Origin of the sequence: Niallia oryzisoli, assembly GCF_043641075.1 — a bacterium.
Taxonomy (GTDB): domain Bacteria; phylum Bacillota; class Bacilli; order Bacillales; family Cytobacillaceae; genus Bacillus_BD; species Bacillus_BD oryzisoli_A.
Map to the genome: position 1 here is coordinate 20608 of NZ_JBHZRC010000013.1, position 17508 is coordinate 38115.

The window sequence follows — 17508 nt, forward strand, 5'->3', positions numbered from 1 at the left end:
ATTCTAAATGTTTTGTAATGTATTCGCTTACATATGCTGCAAAAAAAAATTTTTTCAGCTATTACGATTACACCAACATTCGTTTAGCTACTACTAATTCAATTTGGTAAAATAGTAAATAGTGATTTCGATAAGAGCTTCTGTAATAAACATCACCCTTTCTCAATCCTTTGTAACATCTCTGCTACACTGCTATAATACCTCCGCTAAGACAAAGTGTCAACGCTTTCAAAAAAACATTTATGATTCAGATATCTTTGTATTTACAGGGAGTTCAACTGTATTTTTATAATGTACTGCACATTTAATTCCACCCTATATGGACACTTGTCTCCTATTAGAGGAGTGTGAAAAAGAGAGCAAAGGGACGGTTCTCGTGCTTCCGAATCATGGTAAAGGTAATAGTTTAATTATTATATTAATATAATGATATAAGGAAGCGGGGGGACGGTTCTCCTGCTTCCATTCCAACAACTTTACTCACCTGCAGAAGAGGAAGCGTAAGAACCGTCCCTCTGCTTCTTCATTTTCCCAACTGTAAGGAGCAGTAGGGGGATGATGAAGCAGATGAAAAGGGAGTAGGGAACGAGTGCTTTCATGAGTGTTTGTTTGAATATGACTACGTTTGGATATTGTAGGATTGAGAAACTGATGATTAAAATGGCCAACGGAAAGATTAGGGTCTGGTAATGGTGCAGCTTAAATAGCTGCGCGAGTCCTAAGGATAAGCCATAATAGCATAAGGTTAGCTTAAAATAGATGGATAAAAACCAGATGATGGCAACGATGATTTCAATGCGTTCAATAAAGTCGCCGATGCTTATTTTCTTTCCTAATAGATAGGTGGAGTACACCTGTCGGTCAGTTGTATCGGGTCCAAGTGAGATAAAAGAAAACAATACAAGAAGAAATATCACCAATCCACCGATAATTGCGCCGCTATAAAATGCTTTATTCACCTTTTCCTTTTTAATGACGGCTGGAAGAATCATTAGGAAAATTGCTAATTCTAAAAAGGGCATGGCTAAAGTATGGTAGGATCCCTTCAGAATCGGTTTGATTCCTCCTTCGAAGACAGGTTGAATGTTGATCAGGTCATATTCAGGAATTAGAAAGATAAACAACAAGGTAAATAGTCCTATAATCCAAGGAAAAAAAATCACGGCTGTTCGGCCGATTACCTCCAAACCTAAATGGACCCCAATCAAGCTGGCTAATAAAAACATGATCATAATGATTTGAATCGGTGTTTCAACGAGAACATTGATTGTAATAAATTCACCGATTTCTCTTAATAGTGAATTACAGACAAGGAAAACGTAGATGAGAAAGAGGATAGAGGTCAAACGGCCGAGCCACTTTCCTAATATTGCTTGACTATATTCCACAAATGACAGATCAGGATAGAGTGAAGCTAATCGATTATAGACAAAAAGAAAACCCAACCCGATCAATATTGATAAGAAATAGGCAATCCACCCGTCCTGTTTCGCGGTAGACGCAAGGATGCTGGGAGCCAAAATCACAGAACTTCCAATTGAAAATATGATTACCATTATCCGAAAATCTCCGATGCTAATTTTCCCGTTTTCTAACATCATTGTGAAACACTCTCCTACGATAAAATACTGTCTACAACAGAATGGAAAGGGGTAAATATCTTTAAGATGGTCGCTGTAGGATTTGGAATCTCTACGTTTAAATTTAATAAAATATTTAATGTGATACCTGCAGACATTAGGATGGAGAATACAACTAAGTCCTTCCAATACTTCTGTTTGACAAGGCGACGTCCTTCGAAGAATGAGACTGCGAAGCCGATAAATAAAATTCCAGCAATCCCCCACATAACTTATTCCTCCTTAATATCATTTTGAAAAGAATCTTGAATCGTGCCTAAACGGCGTATTTCTGCGTTAACATGAATGGCAACATCAACGTTCTGAAACTGCTGGCTCCAATTGGATTTATGTTGCTTCCAATATTTTGGTTCATCTCGATGGATAATGACACCAAAGCCAAAAATATCACTTTGAAGGTCATTTTGAGCACGTTGGATGGCCTTCGTTATTTTATCTTCGATAGCAGATTTATAGTCACTTTCAATTTTCTTAATTTCTTTCGGGTTTAATAAATCAATGTTACACATGACTTCACCAATGTTTCCTTCTGCGGTGACTGTAATGTCAATGGTGGGTTTCCCGTTTTTTACTTTTCCCTTCACATCTGTTTTGGAGCGGATGGTCTCGATTGAAATTTTTCCAGGATGGCAAGGAACGTTGACAAGCGTATTGTAGACATTGTCTGTAATATAGTTATAGCCCTTGCTTTCATCTTCGGTCAGCCATCCGATGAGCTTGTCTCTTTTAAATGCACCTATTTCTCCAATATGTAAAGTAGTATCTGGTGTAGATTCTTGTACATTTGAAATCTTGCTTCCTTTATCGGGATCGCCGTCAAGATGAATCCCTGTTAACACGGCCTCTTTACCAGAAGTAAGGATGTTGCTGATTAATTCGTCCAGCTGTACAGATTTGGTTACAGTCCATGACCGTTCAGAATTTTTCAACGAAGCATACACCTTATTAGAAGGAATGTTCTCTAGTGCAGATTGCACCTTTAACACATCAACAGCCTTTTGTCCCTTTGCAACGGTAATATAAAAGTCGTTCCGTAATTCATGATCCCGAGCTAGAAAATCAAGGGTTTTTCCAATTCCATCCTTTGCCAACTCCTCGCTAAATACCACGAGACGAAGCTGTGCCATGTAAATCTTTCTTGGCGCAAGGGTAGAAAGTCTCCGCAATGCCTCAAATACAGTTGCCCCTCGCACCTTAGCAGTAATAACCTCTGACCGTCCCGACCGCTGCTTCCCAGAAAGCTCACCAGGATTTACAATCTGAACCGAAACCAGATACCCATCCTCAGCCTTATCAATCCCTAACCCAACACAAATAGCCAATTCATTCAATTCCCGCTTACTCCAGCATCCACACAAAACAATACTAGCAACAACCAACACAAATAAAAATTTCCTCTTCATTATCATCCCTCTTTTATTTTTGGAAGCATGGGGACGGTTCTCGTGCTTCCCTTTTTGCATCAAGCAGGGAAGCATAGGGACGGTTCTCCTGCCTCCATATCTAAGTTCCAGCCTGTACTGACTCGCTCAAATGCCTACCATCTTAAATAAAAAGGAAGCAATAGAACCGTCCCTCCGCTTCAATTCGGTGGTTTGGGCGGAGGTGTTGTGGAGCGAGTGATGTTGTTTGGGCTGATTAGATGGGGTCTTGTTCGCAGGAGCCAGCGTGGTGTTCTTACGAAGTTGTCCTTTTGGTCCTGCAGGTTAAATGGGGCATTTGGAGCTAGGTAGGGTATTCCAAATGACCGGATACTGCTTAGATGAAGGACCATTACAATTAGACCCAACAGAATCCCGAATAATCCAAAGGTAGCCGCAAGTAACATCAATGGAAATCTTAGTAATCTTGTCGATATCGACATATTAAAAGCCGGTGATACAAAGCTGCTGATTGCCGTTAGAGCAACGACAATGACCATGGAGGCAGAAACAATCCCTGCTTCCACAGCAGCCTGTCCAATGACCAACGCTCCAACAATGGAAATCGCAGAACCAACAGCCCTTGGCATTCGAATTCCCGCTTCCCGTAATATCTCAAAGGTAATTTCCATCATAATTGCTTCAACAATAGCTGGAAGAGGAACACCCTCGCGCTGGGCAGCCAAGCTAATCAGCATTTCACTCGGGAGCATTTCCTGATGGAATGTGGTTACAGCAATATAGGCCGAAGGTGTGAGCAAGGCCAGAAAAAATGCTAAGTAACGAAGCAACCGAATAAAGGTGGAAATATCGGCACGATGGTAATAATCTTCGCTGGATTGGAAGAAATGGATGAATAGTGAAGGAACCATCAGGACAAAAGGTGTCCCATCGATCACAAGTGCGATTCGCCCCTCCAGCAGTGCTGCCGCTACAGAATCTGGACGTTCTGTATTCATAACTGTGGGGAAAGGAGAATATTTTGCATCCTGGATAAATTCTTCTATCTGTCCGCTTTCTAATATTCCATCAATAGTAATCCGACTAAGGCGTTCCTTGACTTCGTTCACAATTTCATCCAATACAATCCCATGTATGTACATGATCGCGACATCTGTTTGGGTTCTAGTCCCAATTTTCATAGAATCGACCCTTAGATTGGTATCCTTGATTCGCCGCCGTATCAATGCAGTATTCGTGCGCAATGTTTCTGTAAAACAATCTTTCGGACCTCTAACGACCGTTTGTGATGTAGGTTCTGCTACACCTCTTTTTTCCCAGCCTTTAGAATTAAGCGTAAGCCCCTTGGAAACTCCGTTCATTAAGAGAACGGTGTCGCCGGAAAGCACGGTTGAAAAAAGCTGCTCAAAGTCTGATAGTTCATGTAAATCGGCGACAGGCAGCCCTCTAGACCGAATCGAATGAAATAGCTTTTCAGCCTGTTTTCCTTCAGTTACGAGTAATTTTTGGATATCGACCATCAGTGTTTCTATGATGAATTCTTGGATAAAGGCCGAATTAGATAATCCGTCTGCATAAATCAGACAGACTGTTTGTTTCGCCTCCTTGTCCAATGGAAATTTCCGTAATGTGATATCAGAGCAGTTTCCTAACGTTGTTTTTATATAATCTAAGTTCTCTTCTAGTGAAGGGAATATATGTTTAACGGTTTGCCCCTTTTCTTGATTCTCATTCGGCTTTTGTTTTTTAGGCTCTAAAATCGAATTTGCTTGAGATTTTTTGCGTCTAATTGGGAACACTTTCCGCGTACGCACTTTTATCCACCCCATCTTATCCCTAATAATTTACCTAAGCCTTTCGCCTTTCACCATGAAAGGACCTTGTCCCACGCCCTTATCGTTAGCGATTGTAACTCTTCAAATATTAAAATGTTTATAAATTACTCTTCCCAACTTCATGAGAATTATTAAAAAAAAGCGGGACTGAAATGGATGCAGGGGGACGGTTCTTTTGCTTCCTCTTGAGCGTGGAGACTTCGACTTTTTAGCATAAAAAAGGTCCAAGCTGCTTTCCTGGCTTGAACCTTTTCACTCGTTCTTGTTCAATTGGAGAATGGATTAACTACTACTTTTCGTTTTCATTGTATGGAGTCACAATGTGGAATCTTCGAGTGCAAATTGTTTTCAATGTCACCAATAGTAAGACCGCTGCTATCACCCGGACTGCCCTCGATGCCTTCAGTTGTTCCTGCAATCTCCAGCGGAATGGACCTGCTTGTTGGATCTGCTTTAGCCAAGCTAGGCTCGTAACCATCATTTGTGCTGTTCATGCTGCAGCTGGACAAAGCTAACAAAGTGAAAGATATGAATAACCACATGATAGATCTCTTCATTTTGATTCACCTCGTGTTTGTGTATAAAAGATTTATATGCTGACTGCTTTTTCGCTTATTCAAGACAAATAATGGGATAGTCGATTCATATAAGGTAGTTATCGTTGAATGAATTATAGAAGAAACACAAAACCCAATAAAACTAGCTATAGAAGAAGTACAAAATATGTTTTATGACTAATTAGAGTTTAGAAAAAAGAAAAGGAATGAAACGAGAGGGGTTCGCTTCATTCCTTATTCTTTTTGGTAGGTCTGATTATGATCAGAATATGGTGAAAGGTACGTGAATGGGGGATTGGTTCAGCTCATTACTATGTAATCAGGGGGACGGTTCTGTTGCTTCTTTTAGTCCTAGGAGGGTACTTCGAGAAGTATACATGATCCGTTCCCCATCATATTACAGCTTCGATAAGTGAATTATTTCACATTATTAAAGCATCTTCATCTTACTTGATAACGAAGAGTGTGAGCAATATCTGCCAAGTCGATTTCACCAACATGACATAATCATATTGCTAAAATGTGAAGTGGAACACTTAATACATATTATTGAAGCACAGGGACGGTTCTCTTGCTTCCAAAATCCTAATGATTTGACTATTTAGAATCAATAGCTTGAAGGTAAAGGTGAGATTAGTTACAGGCTACATTTCAAAATAAGGCAAGTATTTTCCTCACTGCTTGTACATAATAAAACCGTTACAATTTGAAAGGAGATGGAAAAGGGTGTCAAAACAAGGCGTACAAAACAATAATCAAACGAGAGCACAAAAAGAAAGACAAGACAATCGAAATGACATTGAACTAGGAAGTGAGTTTCAAATTGGAAACTCAGGCTCACAAAGCCAGAAAAAAAGCGGACGCCAAGTAAATAAGAAATAGGAAGCGACGGGACGGTTCTCCTGCTTCATTTTCATACAGATTCAGAATCAAAATAAGCTTCGTGAAGTGAATGCAACTTGAGTAACGTTTATAGGCATACAAAAGAGGTTGATCATATGATTAACCTCTTTAAGTGTTAGATCGAATGTCCATTAGCTTTGGTTGTCCTAATTTCAATTAGAACAACCAAAAACCTATATAATAGTAGACGTAGCAAATGGAGAAGTTATTATAAAAAAGTGAAAAGGGCATTGTGGTGTGGATGTTCGATGCTCTACTAAAGTCGTTGGATTAAACCGCATCATTATCAAAAATGCTATGTGTATAAGCAATAAGTATTGTTAATATGTTGCTGGAAACACCAATTCATTTATTATATATTCTATAACTAGTACTAATTACCCTAGACTATTTTCGTGCGATATGTCATAAATAAGGTATTGGGAAATTAAAACATATAAATCGTACGATAACGGCAAAACTATTGAAAAATAGTGACGCAAAGCTAAAGGGGCTAATGATTAACACCTAAGCCAGCCAGCTACCGAATACGGACTCCTGCGATTTATGTGGTAACTTATCACACAAGGAGGAATCCCGATGAATATGATGGATAAGCTGCTTTACAATTGGCATTTAATGAAATCAAGACATTATCAAGCGTTAGTCAATGATTGTGTAAGTACATCACTGCGAAATAGACTGCTCATAAAAGCATCCTATCATCGAGAACTGGCTCAGCAATACATAGATACGATTTATCCTATATAAAAGGGGAGAAGCAGGGGGACGGACCTCCCGCTTCTTTTATTACAATATTATGATGCGGAGGGACGGTTCTCTTGCTTCCAATGAAGGAAGCAAGAGAACCGTCCCTCCGCATTTTCCTTGTCCAAAAATTGGCAATTAATAACTATTGTCACACGTAATTGCATTTTTATGAATTGTACGTGAACTCCGTTGACTGTTATATAATAGGCAATTATAGTTGCATTAAGCGTAATGGATAGAAATGGTAATCGTTGTACTTCTGGCGCTAAGAAGTGCAAAAAAATTTTTAAGAAATAATGTGAGTTAGTTCACAAATGTAGTTCATCCTGATTCCTGCATACACCTTGGAATCAGCGCAGAATACCTCAAAATCATAATCATTTGTGAATCAATTCACAGCGAAGCAATTTCTACAAAAGGAGAGGCATCATGAGAAAAAAATTTAGGACAACTTCAGCGATTATTGGAACCGTTTTCGTTCTGTTTGGCTGCAGTAGCGGCGGGAGCAGTAAATGGACTGATGGTGAGTATGAAGGGAATGCAGAGGGCATGCACGGCGATATGGCCGTAAAGGTGTCTATTGAAGGCGGGGAGATTTCCAAGGTTGATATTGTTAAACATAATGAATCTCCAGGAGTTTCAGACGGCGCGATTGAACAAATACCTAAATCAATTGTGGAAAAGCAAAGTACAGAGGTCGATACCGTTACGGGTGCAACATCCTCATCCAAAACCATTATTACAGCAGTAAATGATGCTTTAAGCAAGGCGGAAAAATAATAACCTACAGGAGGTAATCTTATGTTACCTAGAAAAAAGGCCAAGTTTACAAGTGTTTTGCTAATTATGATCATGATTCTTGCATTCTTTTCCGGCTGTTCTAGCAATAAAGATTCCGGTGAAGAGAAGGCAAGCGGAGATGGAGCAAGTAAGGAAACGGCAGCAGAGAATGTGAAGGATTATGATGTCGTTGTCATTGGTGGTGGTGCTGCTGGACTTTCTGCAGCGATTGAAGCATCTGATGCTGGATCTAAAGTAGCCCTATTAGAAAAAATACCTTTTGTAGGCGGAAGTACACTGCTTTCTGGGGGTATTATCTATGCTACAGGATCTGAAATCCAAGAAAAAGCGGGTGTTCAAGACTCAGTCGATGATCTTGTAAACTATTGGATGGAACGGTCAGAAGGACATGCTGACGAAACGCTTTTAAGAACAGTTGCCGAAAGATCAGGCGATACAATTAACTGGCTTGTGAATGACGTTGGTGTTGAACTGCCAAATCTTAATCCAGCTGGAACTAGTCCTGTATTAAGAGCTCATTCAACTGTTGACGGCGGAAATGGAATTATTGCTCCGTTAAAAGCCTATGCAGAAAGTAAAAAGGTCGAATTCTTTTTAGAAACAGCCGCAAAAGAATTCATTCAAAGTGATGATGGTGCAATTACAGGCGTAATAGCCGTTGATAAAAACGATAAAGAGATCACATTTAATGCAAAATCAGTTGTTCTTGCAACTGGTGGATTTGACCGTAACGAGGATTTAATGAAAAAATACAACCCAGATGGTATGGGTAAAGACAATACAAACTATGTTGGTATGGGAAATACCGGTGACGGTCTGTTAATGGCAGAAAAGGCAGGCGCTGAAATTATCGGTAACGCAGGCGTCATTGGAATAAGAGGCGTTGAAGGCGAACCAAACTTTGAATCAGAAGTTAGTATGATTATGTGGAGTCCATATCTTTTAGTAAATAAAGAAGGTAAACGCTTTGTTAATGAAGCAACTGATTATCCTATCATTCATACAGCACTATCAAAACAAACAGATAAAAGTGCGTATTTAATTTTTGATGGCAGCACATACAATGAATTGTTAGATAAAGCAGTTGAAAGAAAAGAGGCATTTGTTTCTGACTCTCTTGAAGATTTAGCAAGCCAAGCTGGACTTGATAAAGCTGCATTCGCGGCAACTGTTGCAGAATACAATGGTATGGTAGAAAGCGGACAAGATACTTTATTTGGCAAGGATATGTCAAAGCAAACAAAAATTGAAAAACCAAAATTCTATGCAGTTAAAATAGCATCAGCAACCATTGGAACAATGACTGGTGTTAAAATCGATAAAGATACACATGTATTAGGCAAAGATGGCAAAATCATTCAAAACCTATTCGCTGCTGGAGAAGTAGCTAATGGTGACTTCTTCTACAAAGAATACCCTGCAAGCGGCACATCCATCCAAATGAGCTTAACCTTTGGCAGAATCGCCGGAACAAACGCTGCAGCAGACGCAAAATAAGAGGAAGCATGGGGACGGTTCTCCCGCTTCCGATCAGATAAAACCTTGCACAATCATAGAAAAGTTAAAGAGAGTCTATCAATTGATAGGCTCTCTTATAGTTTTGCCCATAAGCAAAGGGACGCTTCCTAATAGGTCAAATGAATCAAATTCCCCACTTTTACAAACCTTTATATTTTCTTAATATTCTCTCTACGTTTATTTGACACAATATGACTTAGCAAATCTAGTAACGTAGGGAGAGGGTCGTAATATGTCAAAAAAACTAAAAAAACAACAAAGAAAAGTGACTCCAATTGTGTTAACAAGTTTAATGGCGCTTGGTATTAGTTCGTTTCCGGCTATGGCTGGTACAACGGTTCATGCAAGTGGACAAGAGAGTTTACTAGTTACGGAGAATTTTGATCAATTGACAGGACAAGCATTACCGAACGGCTGGAAGCTGCTCGAAGGCCAAGCTTCCATTGTGGGAGGAAAACTGCAGCTGACTTCACCGGCTACCTCCAAACCGAGCCGTGTCCTTATTCCTGTTGAGGAAGAAACGGGTGACTATGTATTTGAAGCAGACATGACGTTTATCTCCGCTGTAGAGGATACACGATGGGCTTCCATGATGTACCGTGTTCAATCAGATAACTATCCATATTATCAATTCGCAGTAAGGAGAGGGACAACTGCGTTAAACGGCCTGGAATTTGCCATCCGCAATGAAAAAAACCAATGGGATGTTCAGGATAAAACCTTTTACCCGGAAGCCTTTCAGTTCAATAAAAGCTATCATCTCAAAATTGTCGCCAAGGGTAACCGTGTACAGCAATTTGTTAATGGGCAGCTTGTCATCGATACAGACTTGGCTACAAAATGGTCTAAAGGGGATGTTGGATTCCAAGCGGCCGGCACCACGGTTCAATTTGATAATGTAAAAGTAACGACGAATTCAGAAGAACTGCCGCCGATTGAAAACACAAAGGCGTTTCTTGCCAAAGAACCTGAAACCAATATTGTCAATGCACCAACCGTCATTTCACAGTTTGAAAATGTCGAAGAAATCCTTACAAACCAAGCGGTTTCCTCAATGGTCCTGCCAGTACATGTAAATGAACAGGGCGAATTATTAGTAAAGGAATCACAATTTACCGATGTAATCGAAGCGATGAAAGGTAAAATGATTCCTATATTACAGATCCAAGATAAAAATACCATTGCGCCGCTTCAGGATTTTATCAAAAATCAGCAACTTCAAGATATACAGGTGCTGTCTTCAGATGCTGAATTGGTAAAACAATTCAAGGAAGGTACCCCGTATGCCAGAGGAGCCGTTTTTTACACAAAAAACGCTTTAAATAAGCATGATTTAAAAGAATTGGCACTGCAAATCCATGAAAGCAATGCCAAAGTGGCTGCTATCCCGCAAAAGCTGATAACTCCAGAAGTGATGCACTATCTGCATAGCAGAACGATTTCAGTTTGGGGTATCGGCGGTGAAACTGAAAGTGATGCACACAGCCTGATCCATTTGGGTGTTGATGGAATCATTGCCGAGAATGAGCAGGCAGCTGTTTCTGCTTACAGTCAATACCCTGAAAATACAATCGTTCAGCGTCCAATTGTTGCCGCTCACCGTGGCATTCCATCGTTAGCACCTGAAAATACAATGGCAGGATACCAATTAGCCTATGAACAGGGAGCAGACTTAATTGAAACGGACGTTCAACGGACGAAGGACGGGCATCTTATTATCATGCATGACTATACAGTTGACCGCACGACAAACGGAACGGGTGCAGTGTCGGACCTAACCCTTGAACAAATCCGCGCCTTAGATGCCGGAATTAAATTTAGTCCGGAATTTACTGGTGAAAAGGTACCGACTTTCAAGGAGTACCTGCAGGCGTTTAAAGGAAAAGATGTCGTACTGCTTGTTGAAATCAAGGGTACTGGAATTGCGGAGCAGGTGATGAAGGAAATTGAAGAGGAAGGCATGACAGATCAGGTCTTAACGCAAAGCTTTCATCTAGGAGAAATTATTAAATCAGATGAAGTAAATCCTCAAGTCGGAATTGGTTATCTGTTCTCAGCCGGTGTTCCAGCCACAACGGATGCCAAGCTGAAAAATGCTCAGCAAATGTTGAATTACGCCGCAGGCATGAACGCGACATTGAATGCAAGCTATGGCAGCATTTCAGAGGAATTTATTACCTACATGCGTCAACGTGGCATGATGAACATGCACTGGACATTTAGAGATGAAGCCCAGCTTGGTGACCATCTTCAAAAAGGAATGATCGGCCCAATAACAGACTACACGCAATGGCTGACAGATGTTCCAATCCGTCTTGAAACGCCTATCAAAAAACGGAACCTAAAGGTAGGAGACTCAGCAGACATCCAAGCACAAGCATTTATGCACTACCGTGAAGACAAAAAGGAAAATATTGAAACAAAGCTCTTTGTATCAGGTGACCAAGACAGTGTAGCCGTTGAAGGAAATACCATCAAAGCACTCAAACCAGGTAAAGTAAATGTATTCGTCACACACACCTTCACCCAGCACGGAAAACAATGGAATCTAGTAGCTGAACCGATTGAAGTAAATATCCGTTAGGAAGCATGGGGACGGTTCTCCCGCTTCCATTTCGTTAAGCGACACGTTCATCTCGTTTATAAATTGGATGGATTAAAATAGTTTTATAAGCACAAAGAAAAGAAGAGGGAATCTGGTACTTGTTAAGTTGTACCCGACTCACTCTTTTTTTTTGATAGTATGGCCAATGCATGTGTGAAGTCATGCCTTTTTGGGCATTCTCATAATCGAACAAGAAGGAGTGATTCAATTGAATGATGCCTTGTCGGATTTTCAAATAGCATTTCAACATATTGATTTGCTAGTTCCAAGGATAAATAAAGGAATTCAAGTTATTCTGGTCATTAGTGGTGAATTAAAAATAGAGACAGCTAGTCGCTTTTATTATATGGAAGAAAACGATTTACTGATTATTAACCATAATCAACAATATCAGGTGCAAGGAAATGAACAGAATAAGGTAATGACTTTATCCATTTCCGACAGCTTTATGGACCATCATTATGCTGACTATCCTAATCAGCGCTTTGAATGCTATTCAAGAGAAATGGATCTTGGAAGAGAAGAAATGATTCTTGCCCTTCGCAAGCTATTGGCAAATGTGATGATTAGTTATTATAGACAAGATGAATGCTATCAGATTGAGGTTAAAAGCTATATCTGTCAAATGCTGCTGATACTGATTCGTAATTTTAAAGAAGAAGGCAGTGTCATCCAGACAATAGATACAGAAGACCGGCGCCTGTTGCAAATCATTGACTATATGGAAAGAAATTATGATCAGATGATTACATTGGAGGAGGTTGCAAAGAAATACTTCCTTTCAACAAGCTACCTATCTCGCTATTTTAAACAGAAAATGGGGATGGGTTTTAGTCGCTATTTAATGAATATCAGGCTTAAGCATAGTATGAAGGATTTACTTTACACAACGGACTCCATTTCACAAATCGCAATGAATAACGGCTTCCCAAATACAAAGTCTTTTTCAACCTATTTTAAAGAAGTGTACGGCATGACGCCGCATGTCTATCGTGATAGTCATACGGTGCAAAAGGAGGATTCAGTTCAAAGCTATAGCAAGGTAGATGCTACAAATCTTATCCAATCCTCAGAGATTCTTGCAAATTTGAGCCTTATGGATGTAGATGAGCAGAAATCCTATAACCCAACAGAGACAAAGTATGAAAAGCTTCCAATCACCTTGTCTGCCCATGAACCAATGAGCTTGCATTCTCCGAATCACATTCTGATTATTGGAGAAATCTTTGAGCTATTAAAAGAAGATGTCCGCTCTCAAATTTTAGATGTCAAAAAGGATTTACAGTTAAAGTATATTGGAGTTCGCCATATTGTTAGTAATACGGCAATTCCTCCTGAGGTAGAGACAGATGAAGTGATTCCCACAACATCACCCTATTTTAATATTGATAGTGCGTTGGAATTCATGATTAAGCATGATTTGTCTTTGTTTATACGGGTAGATTATATAGATATTTCGCGAGATGAAGAACATTATTTTACAAAGATCATTCAATTCATCAGACATTGCTTGCAATTTTACGGAGAGTCGTTTGTACAGCAATGGCATGTGATGTTTTACGAACCCTATTATTCAGGAGTGGAAGCGAAAGAACTCGAGAGGCTTTATTTAAAGCTGTATGAAGTATTAAAAAACATGCTTCCTTCCATTCATGTTGGCGTGTATATGCCTTTTTCCTTCCGTAAAGAAAAAACGAGCAATCATCATGAGTGGCAGATAGAGAATGGCGAGTGTATTGATTTTATTGGGTATAACGCAAATCAAAATGAAGTGATTGATTTTAAAGAAATGGCGGGAATGAAATTTGATATAGCAAAAGACTATATAAAAGAAAAAACGACTAAGCTGAAACGCTATTTAAAAAGGAACCATATGGAAAAGCCGCTTCATCTTGTTTCATGGAACACGTTGTCAGGCAATACGCGGTATACGAACGGCACTTTTTTTCGCGGGGCATTGATCTTGAAAAATGTATTGGATATATCCAATGATGTGAAAACAGTGGCTCTTTGGATTAATACGATCGTACATGAGGAGGCAGAGAAGGATCAGCGTTATCGAATGGACGGTGTTGAATTATTCCATTATTTAAAGGGGAAACGTCCAGCTTATTTTGCGTTGATGTTTCTAAAACGACTACATGGTGAAATTGTGGCGCAGGATACGGATTACGTAATGACAAGGAATGAGCGGGGATATCAGTTGATCCTAATGAATGGTACGATAATCAATCCTTATTTATCTATTGAAGAGACCTTTCTACAAAAACTCAATAAAGAAATTCATGTTACGATTTCCGGAATTCCGAAAGGCGACTATCAAATACGGAAGCATGTGTTTGATAAAAACAATGGTGCGTTATATACAAAGTGGTGGAATTTGAATAGTAAGCATGGCATGGATGCTGAAATCATTGATTATATTATCAATTCCAGCAGGCCTTCCTTAGAAATTTTCGATGAAACAATTGAAGAGGATTGGTCATTTTATTCCTATTTAACAAGCAATGCCATCCACTATTTTGAAATTCGAAAAGCCTACTGACAAAATTGCTGTAATTCCCGTACGAAGGGATCAACAACAAAAATCTACCGTACAATTTTTTCTTCGGAAAATAACAGGTTAAAATTTCGCCCTTTCCTGGGGTGATTCACACAAAAATTGACTCTCTTAATACAGCTTAAATTTTTATAATCGTAGTATAGAAACGCAGCAAGTTGTACCTGTTACTCCTTCTGTATTGTTTCTTTATCAGACGTTAAAAAATTTAGGAGGTTCAATCATGGAGTCGAATTATAAAGGTACAGATAAGTTGATTACAGGGATTGTATTCGGGGTGATCACGTTCTGGCTTTTTGCTCAGGCAATGGTCAATGTCGTCCCTGCTGTTCAATCTGATTTAGGGATTTCATACGGAACACTAAATATAGCCATTAGCTTAACAGCCTTATTTTCAGGGATGTTTATTGTAGCAGCCGGTGGGCTTGCAGATAAAATTGGACGTAAAAAAATTACGTACATTGGGTTGGTTTTAAGTGTTATTGGTTCCTTATGTCTTGTATTAGCCCAAGGATCTGTCCTACTCATTATTGGACGTATTATTCAGGGGATTTCCGCAGCTTGTATTATGCCAGCTACGATTGCGTTAATGAAGGCATACTTTGAGGGAAAAGACAGACAACGTGCTCTTAGCTATTGGTCAATTGGCTCTTGGGGTGGTTCAGGTGTTTGTTCGTTTGCAGGTGGTGCGATTGCCACTTATATGGGATGGAAATGGATCTTTATCTTTTCAATTATTTTTGCCCTTCTTGCAATGTGGTTAATTAAAGATACACCTGAAAGCAAAGTAAAAGGGTCAGGTACTTTTAAATTTGACTTTGGTGGTTTAGCGATTTTTATCGTCACCATGGTTGCATTAAACGTGTTTATTACCTTCGGTGCGGACTTAGGCTGGACAAGCCCCATTTCCATTATTCTTGCCATCGTTACCATTATTGGCGCCATTGTCTTTTTTCATGTTGAAAAGAAGAAAGATATTGCACTTATTGATTTCTCTTTATTTAAAAATAAACCATACGCAGGTGCCACTTATTCAAACTTTTTATTAAATGCGATAGCTGGAACGCTTGTTGTGGCGAATACGTATGTTCAAGTTGGCCGAGGATTCACTGCCTTTCAATCAGGGATGCTTTCCATTGGATATTTAGTCGTTGTTCTTGCCATGATTCGTGTTGGAGAGAAAATCCTGCAACGCGCAGGAGCGAAATTACCAATGGTCTGGGGTGCTATTATCACAACAGTTGGTGTAGCAATGATGGGCCTAACCTTCTTGTCTGATTTTACTTATACCGTTGTTGTATTTATTGGTTTTGTGTTATTCGGGCTTGGACTTGGAGTCTATGCAACACCATCAACAGACACCTCTGTTTCAAATGCACCATCAAACAAAGCGGGTGAAGCGGCAGGCGTTTATAAAATGGCAAGCTCATTAGGCAGTGCGATTGGTGTAGCTATCTCTGCAACGGTATATAGTTCAGTTGCAGCGGCTGGAAGTGTTGAGACCGCAGCATCAGTAGGGATTATCGTCAACGTGGTATTCGGTATATTATCGATTCTTTCGATTGTGATCATGGTTCCAAAAAATGCTGGCAAAACAGCGCATGCTTCATCGACAAAGGCCATTCGTACTCAATCAGCACAGAAGATTGCTAATTAAAGAGAGTAGAAGTCGAATTCAACTCATTTTAAAATAGGGCATAGAATAGAAGGGTTCTTCGTTCTATGCCCCAAAAGAGGAGAAGAACATGATAAAAAGTGAATTAATGAGCATGCTAGAATCACGTAAAGAGGAAATCATCAAAATTCGCCGTCATTTACATGAACATCCTGAGATTTCATTTAAAGAAAAGGAGACGGCTCAATATATTGTGGATTTTTACAAAGGAAAAGATGTGGAGATTCAAACGAATGTTGGGAATGGCTATGGCATTATCGTAACGATTAAAGGTGGAAAGCCTGGAAAAACAATAGGTCTGCGCGCAGATTTCGATGCCCTTCCGATTATGGAAGAAACAGATGTACCGTTTCAATCAAAGAATGAAGGCATGATGCATGCGTGTGGACATGATGGGCACACGGCCTATTTATTAGTTTTGGCGGATTGCTTAATTCAAATAAAGGACGCCATTCCAGGTACAATAAAAATTATTCACCAGCATGCAGAAGAGGTGCCGCCAGGTGGAGCGAAAAGTATCGTAGAGTCTGGTTTAATTGATGATTTAGATGCTGTTTTTGGTATTCATTTGTTACCTATGGGACCTGTGGGCACAGTAGGGTATCATGCTGGATATTCCTTCAACGGACGAGCATACATGAAAGTAAGAGTTCAAGGAAGAGGCGGACATGGTTCCTCTCCACATCTAGCTAATGATGCCATTGTTGCTGCTGCCCATTTTGTGACAGCTGCGCAAACCATTGTCAGCCGCAGATTAAGTCCATTCGATATCGGTGTTATTACAATTGGATCGTTTGATGGAAAAGGCACCTTCAACGTGATTAAGGACAGCGTAGAGCTTGAAGGCGATATTCGCTACATGACAGTAGAAACAAAAGAAACGATTGAGAGAGAAGTTAAACGGATCGTAAAAGGAATTGAAGAAGAGTTTGGCGTAACATGTGAGCTTACGTTTACTCCGGATTATCCACCTTTATACAACAACCCTGAGCTTACAGCTAAGGTGGCTGAAAGCTTACGAAGTATGGATGATCAGGACATTAAAGTAGTGAAGGAATTTCCGGCAATGTCTCCATCTGAGGACTTTGCTTATTATGCTGAAAAATTCCCAGCCTGCTTTTTCTACATTGCCTGTACACCAAAAGGGGTAGAAAATCCTTACTTCAATCATCATCCAAAATTTGATATTGATGAGGATGCGCTCCTTGTAGCAGCAAAAGCTGTTGGACAGGTTGTTTGCAGTTATTTTGAAATGTAATAGAAAGAAATAATAAAGCCATAT

13 protein-coding genes and 1 riboswitch are annotated in these 17508 nt (G+C 39.7%); of the genes, 8 read left to right on the forward strand and 5 right to left on the reverse strand.

The annotated features are described in order from the left end of the window. Positions 1-476: 476 nt before the first annotated feature. The 5 genes from ACHUFV_RS23285 to ACHUFV_RS23305 form a co-directional block, all read right to left on the reverse strand. Entirely contained in the window at positions 477-1601 is a 1125-nt protein-coding gene (locus ACHUFV_RS23285) for a GerAB/ArcD/ProY family transporter (RefSeq protein WP_394238362.1), read from the reverse strand. Between the two features lie 14 nt (positions 1602-1615). Beyond that, positions 1616-1849, reverse strand: coding sequence for a hypothetical protein (locus ACHUFV_RS23290; protein ID WP_394238364.1), 234 nt, complete (start codon positions 1847-1849; stop codon positions 1616-1618). A gap of 3 nt (positions 1850-1852) precedes the next feature. Then, entirely contained in the window at positions 1853-3043 is a 1191-nt protein-coding gene (locus tag ACHUFV_RS23295; RefSeq protein WP_394238366.1) for a Ger(x)C family spore germination protein, read from the reverse strand. A gap of 179 nt (positions 3044-3222) precedes the next feature. Then, positions 3223-4836: a spore germination protein gene (locus ACHUFV_RS23300; RefSeq protein ID WP_394238367.1), complete on the reverse strand. Its 1614-nt coding sequence runs from the start codon at positions 4834-4836 to the stop codon at positions 3223-3225. A 323-nt stretch (positions 4837-5159) separates the two neighbouring features. Then, the gene (locus ACHUFV_RS23305) at positions 5160-5414 is read right to left on the reverse strand and encodes a hypothetical protein (RefSeq protein ID WP_394238368.1); all 255 of its coding nucleotides are present in this window, start codon (positions 5412-5414) and stop codon (positions 5160-5162) included. Positions 5415-6140: 726 nt separating this feature from the next. Between ACHUFV_RS23305 and ACHUFV_RS23310 the strand changes: the two genes are divergently transcribed. The 8 genes from ACHUFV_RS23310 (at position 6141) to ACHUFV_RS23345 (ending at position 17484) form a co-directional block, all read left to right on the forward strand. Next, positions 6141-6296 (forward strand): hypothetical protein, encoded by a 156-nt coding sequence (locus tag ACHUFV_RS23310; RefSeq protein WP_394238370.1) that lies wholly within the window; start codon positions 6141-6143, stop codon positions 6294-6296. A 464-nt stretch (positions 6297-6760) separates the two neighbouring features. Further along, positions 6761-6845, forward strand: a riboswitch (cyclic di-GMP riboswitch). A 51-nt stretch (positions 6846-6896) separates the two neighbouring features. After that, entirely contained in the window at positions 6897-7067 is a 171-nt protein-coding gene (locus ACHUFV_RS23315; protein WP_394238372.1) for a hypothetical protein, read from the forward strand. Between the two features lie 429 nt (positions 7068-7496). Continuing rightward, on the forward strand, positions 7497-7847 hold the full coding sequence (locus ACHUFV_RS23320; protein ID WP_394238373.1) for an FMN-binding protein: 351 nt from the start codon (positions 7497-7499) through the stop codon (positions 7845-7847). 21 nt (positions 7848-7868) lie between these two features. Beyond that, complete coding sequence (locus ACHUFV_RS23325) at positions 7869-9365, forward strand: FAD-dependent oxidoreductase (RefSeq protein WP_394238375.1); 1497 nt, start codon at positions 7869-7871, stop codon at positions 9363-9365. Positions 9366-9618: 253 nt separating this feature from the next. Beyond that, the gene (locus ACHUFV_RS23330) at positions 9619-11970 is read left to right on the forward strand and encodes a glycerophosphodiester phosphodiesterase family protein (RefSeq protein WP_394238377.1); all 2352 of its coding nucleotides are present in this window, start codon (positions 9619-9621) and stop codon (positions 11968-11970) included. A gap of 229 nt (positions 11971-12199) precedes the next feature. Beyond that, positions 12200-14536: a helix-turn-helix domain-containing protein gene (locus ACHUFV_RS23335; protein ID WP_394238378.1), complete on the forward strand. Its 2337-nt coding sequence runs from the start codon at positions 12200-12202 to the stop codon at positions 14534-14536. Positions 14537-14771: 235 nt separating this feature from the next. Then, entirely contained in the window at positions 14772-16208 is a 1437-nt protein-coding gene (locus tag ACHUFV_RS23340) for an MFS transporter (protein WP_394238500.1), read from the forward strand. Positions 16209-16299: 91 nt separating this feature from the next. Next, a complete protein-coding gene (locus tag ACHUFV_RS23345) occupies positions 16300-17484 on the forward strand; it encodes an amidohydrolase (protein ID WP_394238502.1) in 1185 nt (394 codons plus the stop codon). The last annotated feature ends 24 nt before the right edge of the window (positions 17485-17508 follow it).

Excerpts from the sequence above, each read along its gene's own strand:
- ACHUFV_RS23325 (WP_394238375.1), top strand. The coding sequence starts at position 7,869 with ATGTTACCTAGAAAAAAGGCCAAGTTTACAAGTGTTTTGCTAATTATG.
- ACHUFV_RS23315 (WP_394238372.1), top strand. The coding sequence starts at position 6,897 with ATGAATATGATGGATAAGCTGCTTTACAATTGGCATTTAATGAAATCA.
- ACHUFV_RS23330 (WP_394238377.1), top strand. The coding sequence starts at position 9,619 with ATGTCAAAAAAACTAAAAAAACAACAAAGAAAAGTGACTCCAATTGTG.
- ACHUFV_RS23285 (WP_394238362.1), bottom strand. The coding sequence starts at position 1,601 with ATGATGTTAGAAAACGGGAAAATTAGCATCGGAGATTTTCGGATAATG.
- ACHUFV_RS23305 (WP_394238368.1), bottom strand. The coding sequence starts at position 5,414 with ATGAAGAGATCTATCATGTGGTTATTCATATCTTTCACTTTGTTAGCT.
- ACHUFV_RS23320 (WP_394238373.1), top strand. The coding sequence starts at position 7,497 with ATGAGAAAAAAATTTAGGACAACTTCAGCGATTATTGGAACCGTTTTC.
- ACHUFV_RS23290 (WP_394238364.1), bottom strand. The coding sequence starts at position 1,849 with ATGTGGGGGATTGCTGGAATTTTATTTATCGGCTTCGCAGTCTCATTC.
- ACHUFV_RS23295 (WP_394238366.1), bottom strand. The coding sequence starts at position 3,043 with ATGAAGAGGAAATTTTTATTTGTGTTGGTTGTTGCTAGTATTGTTTTG.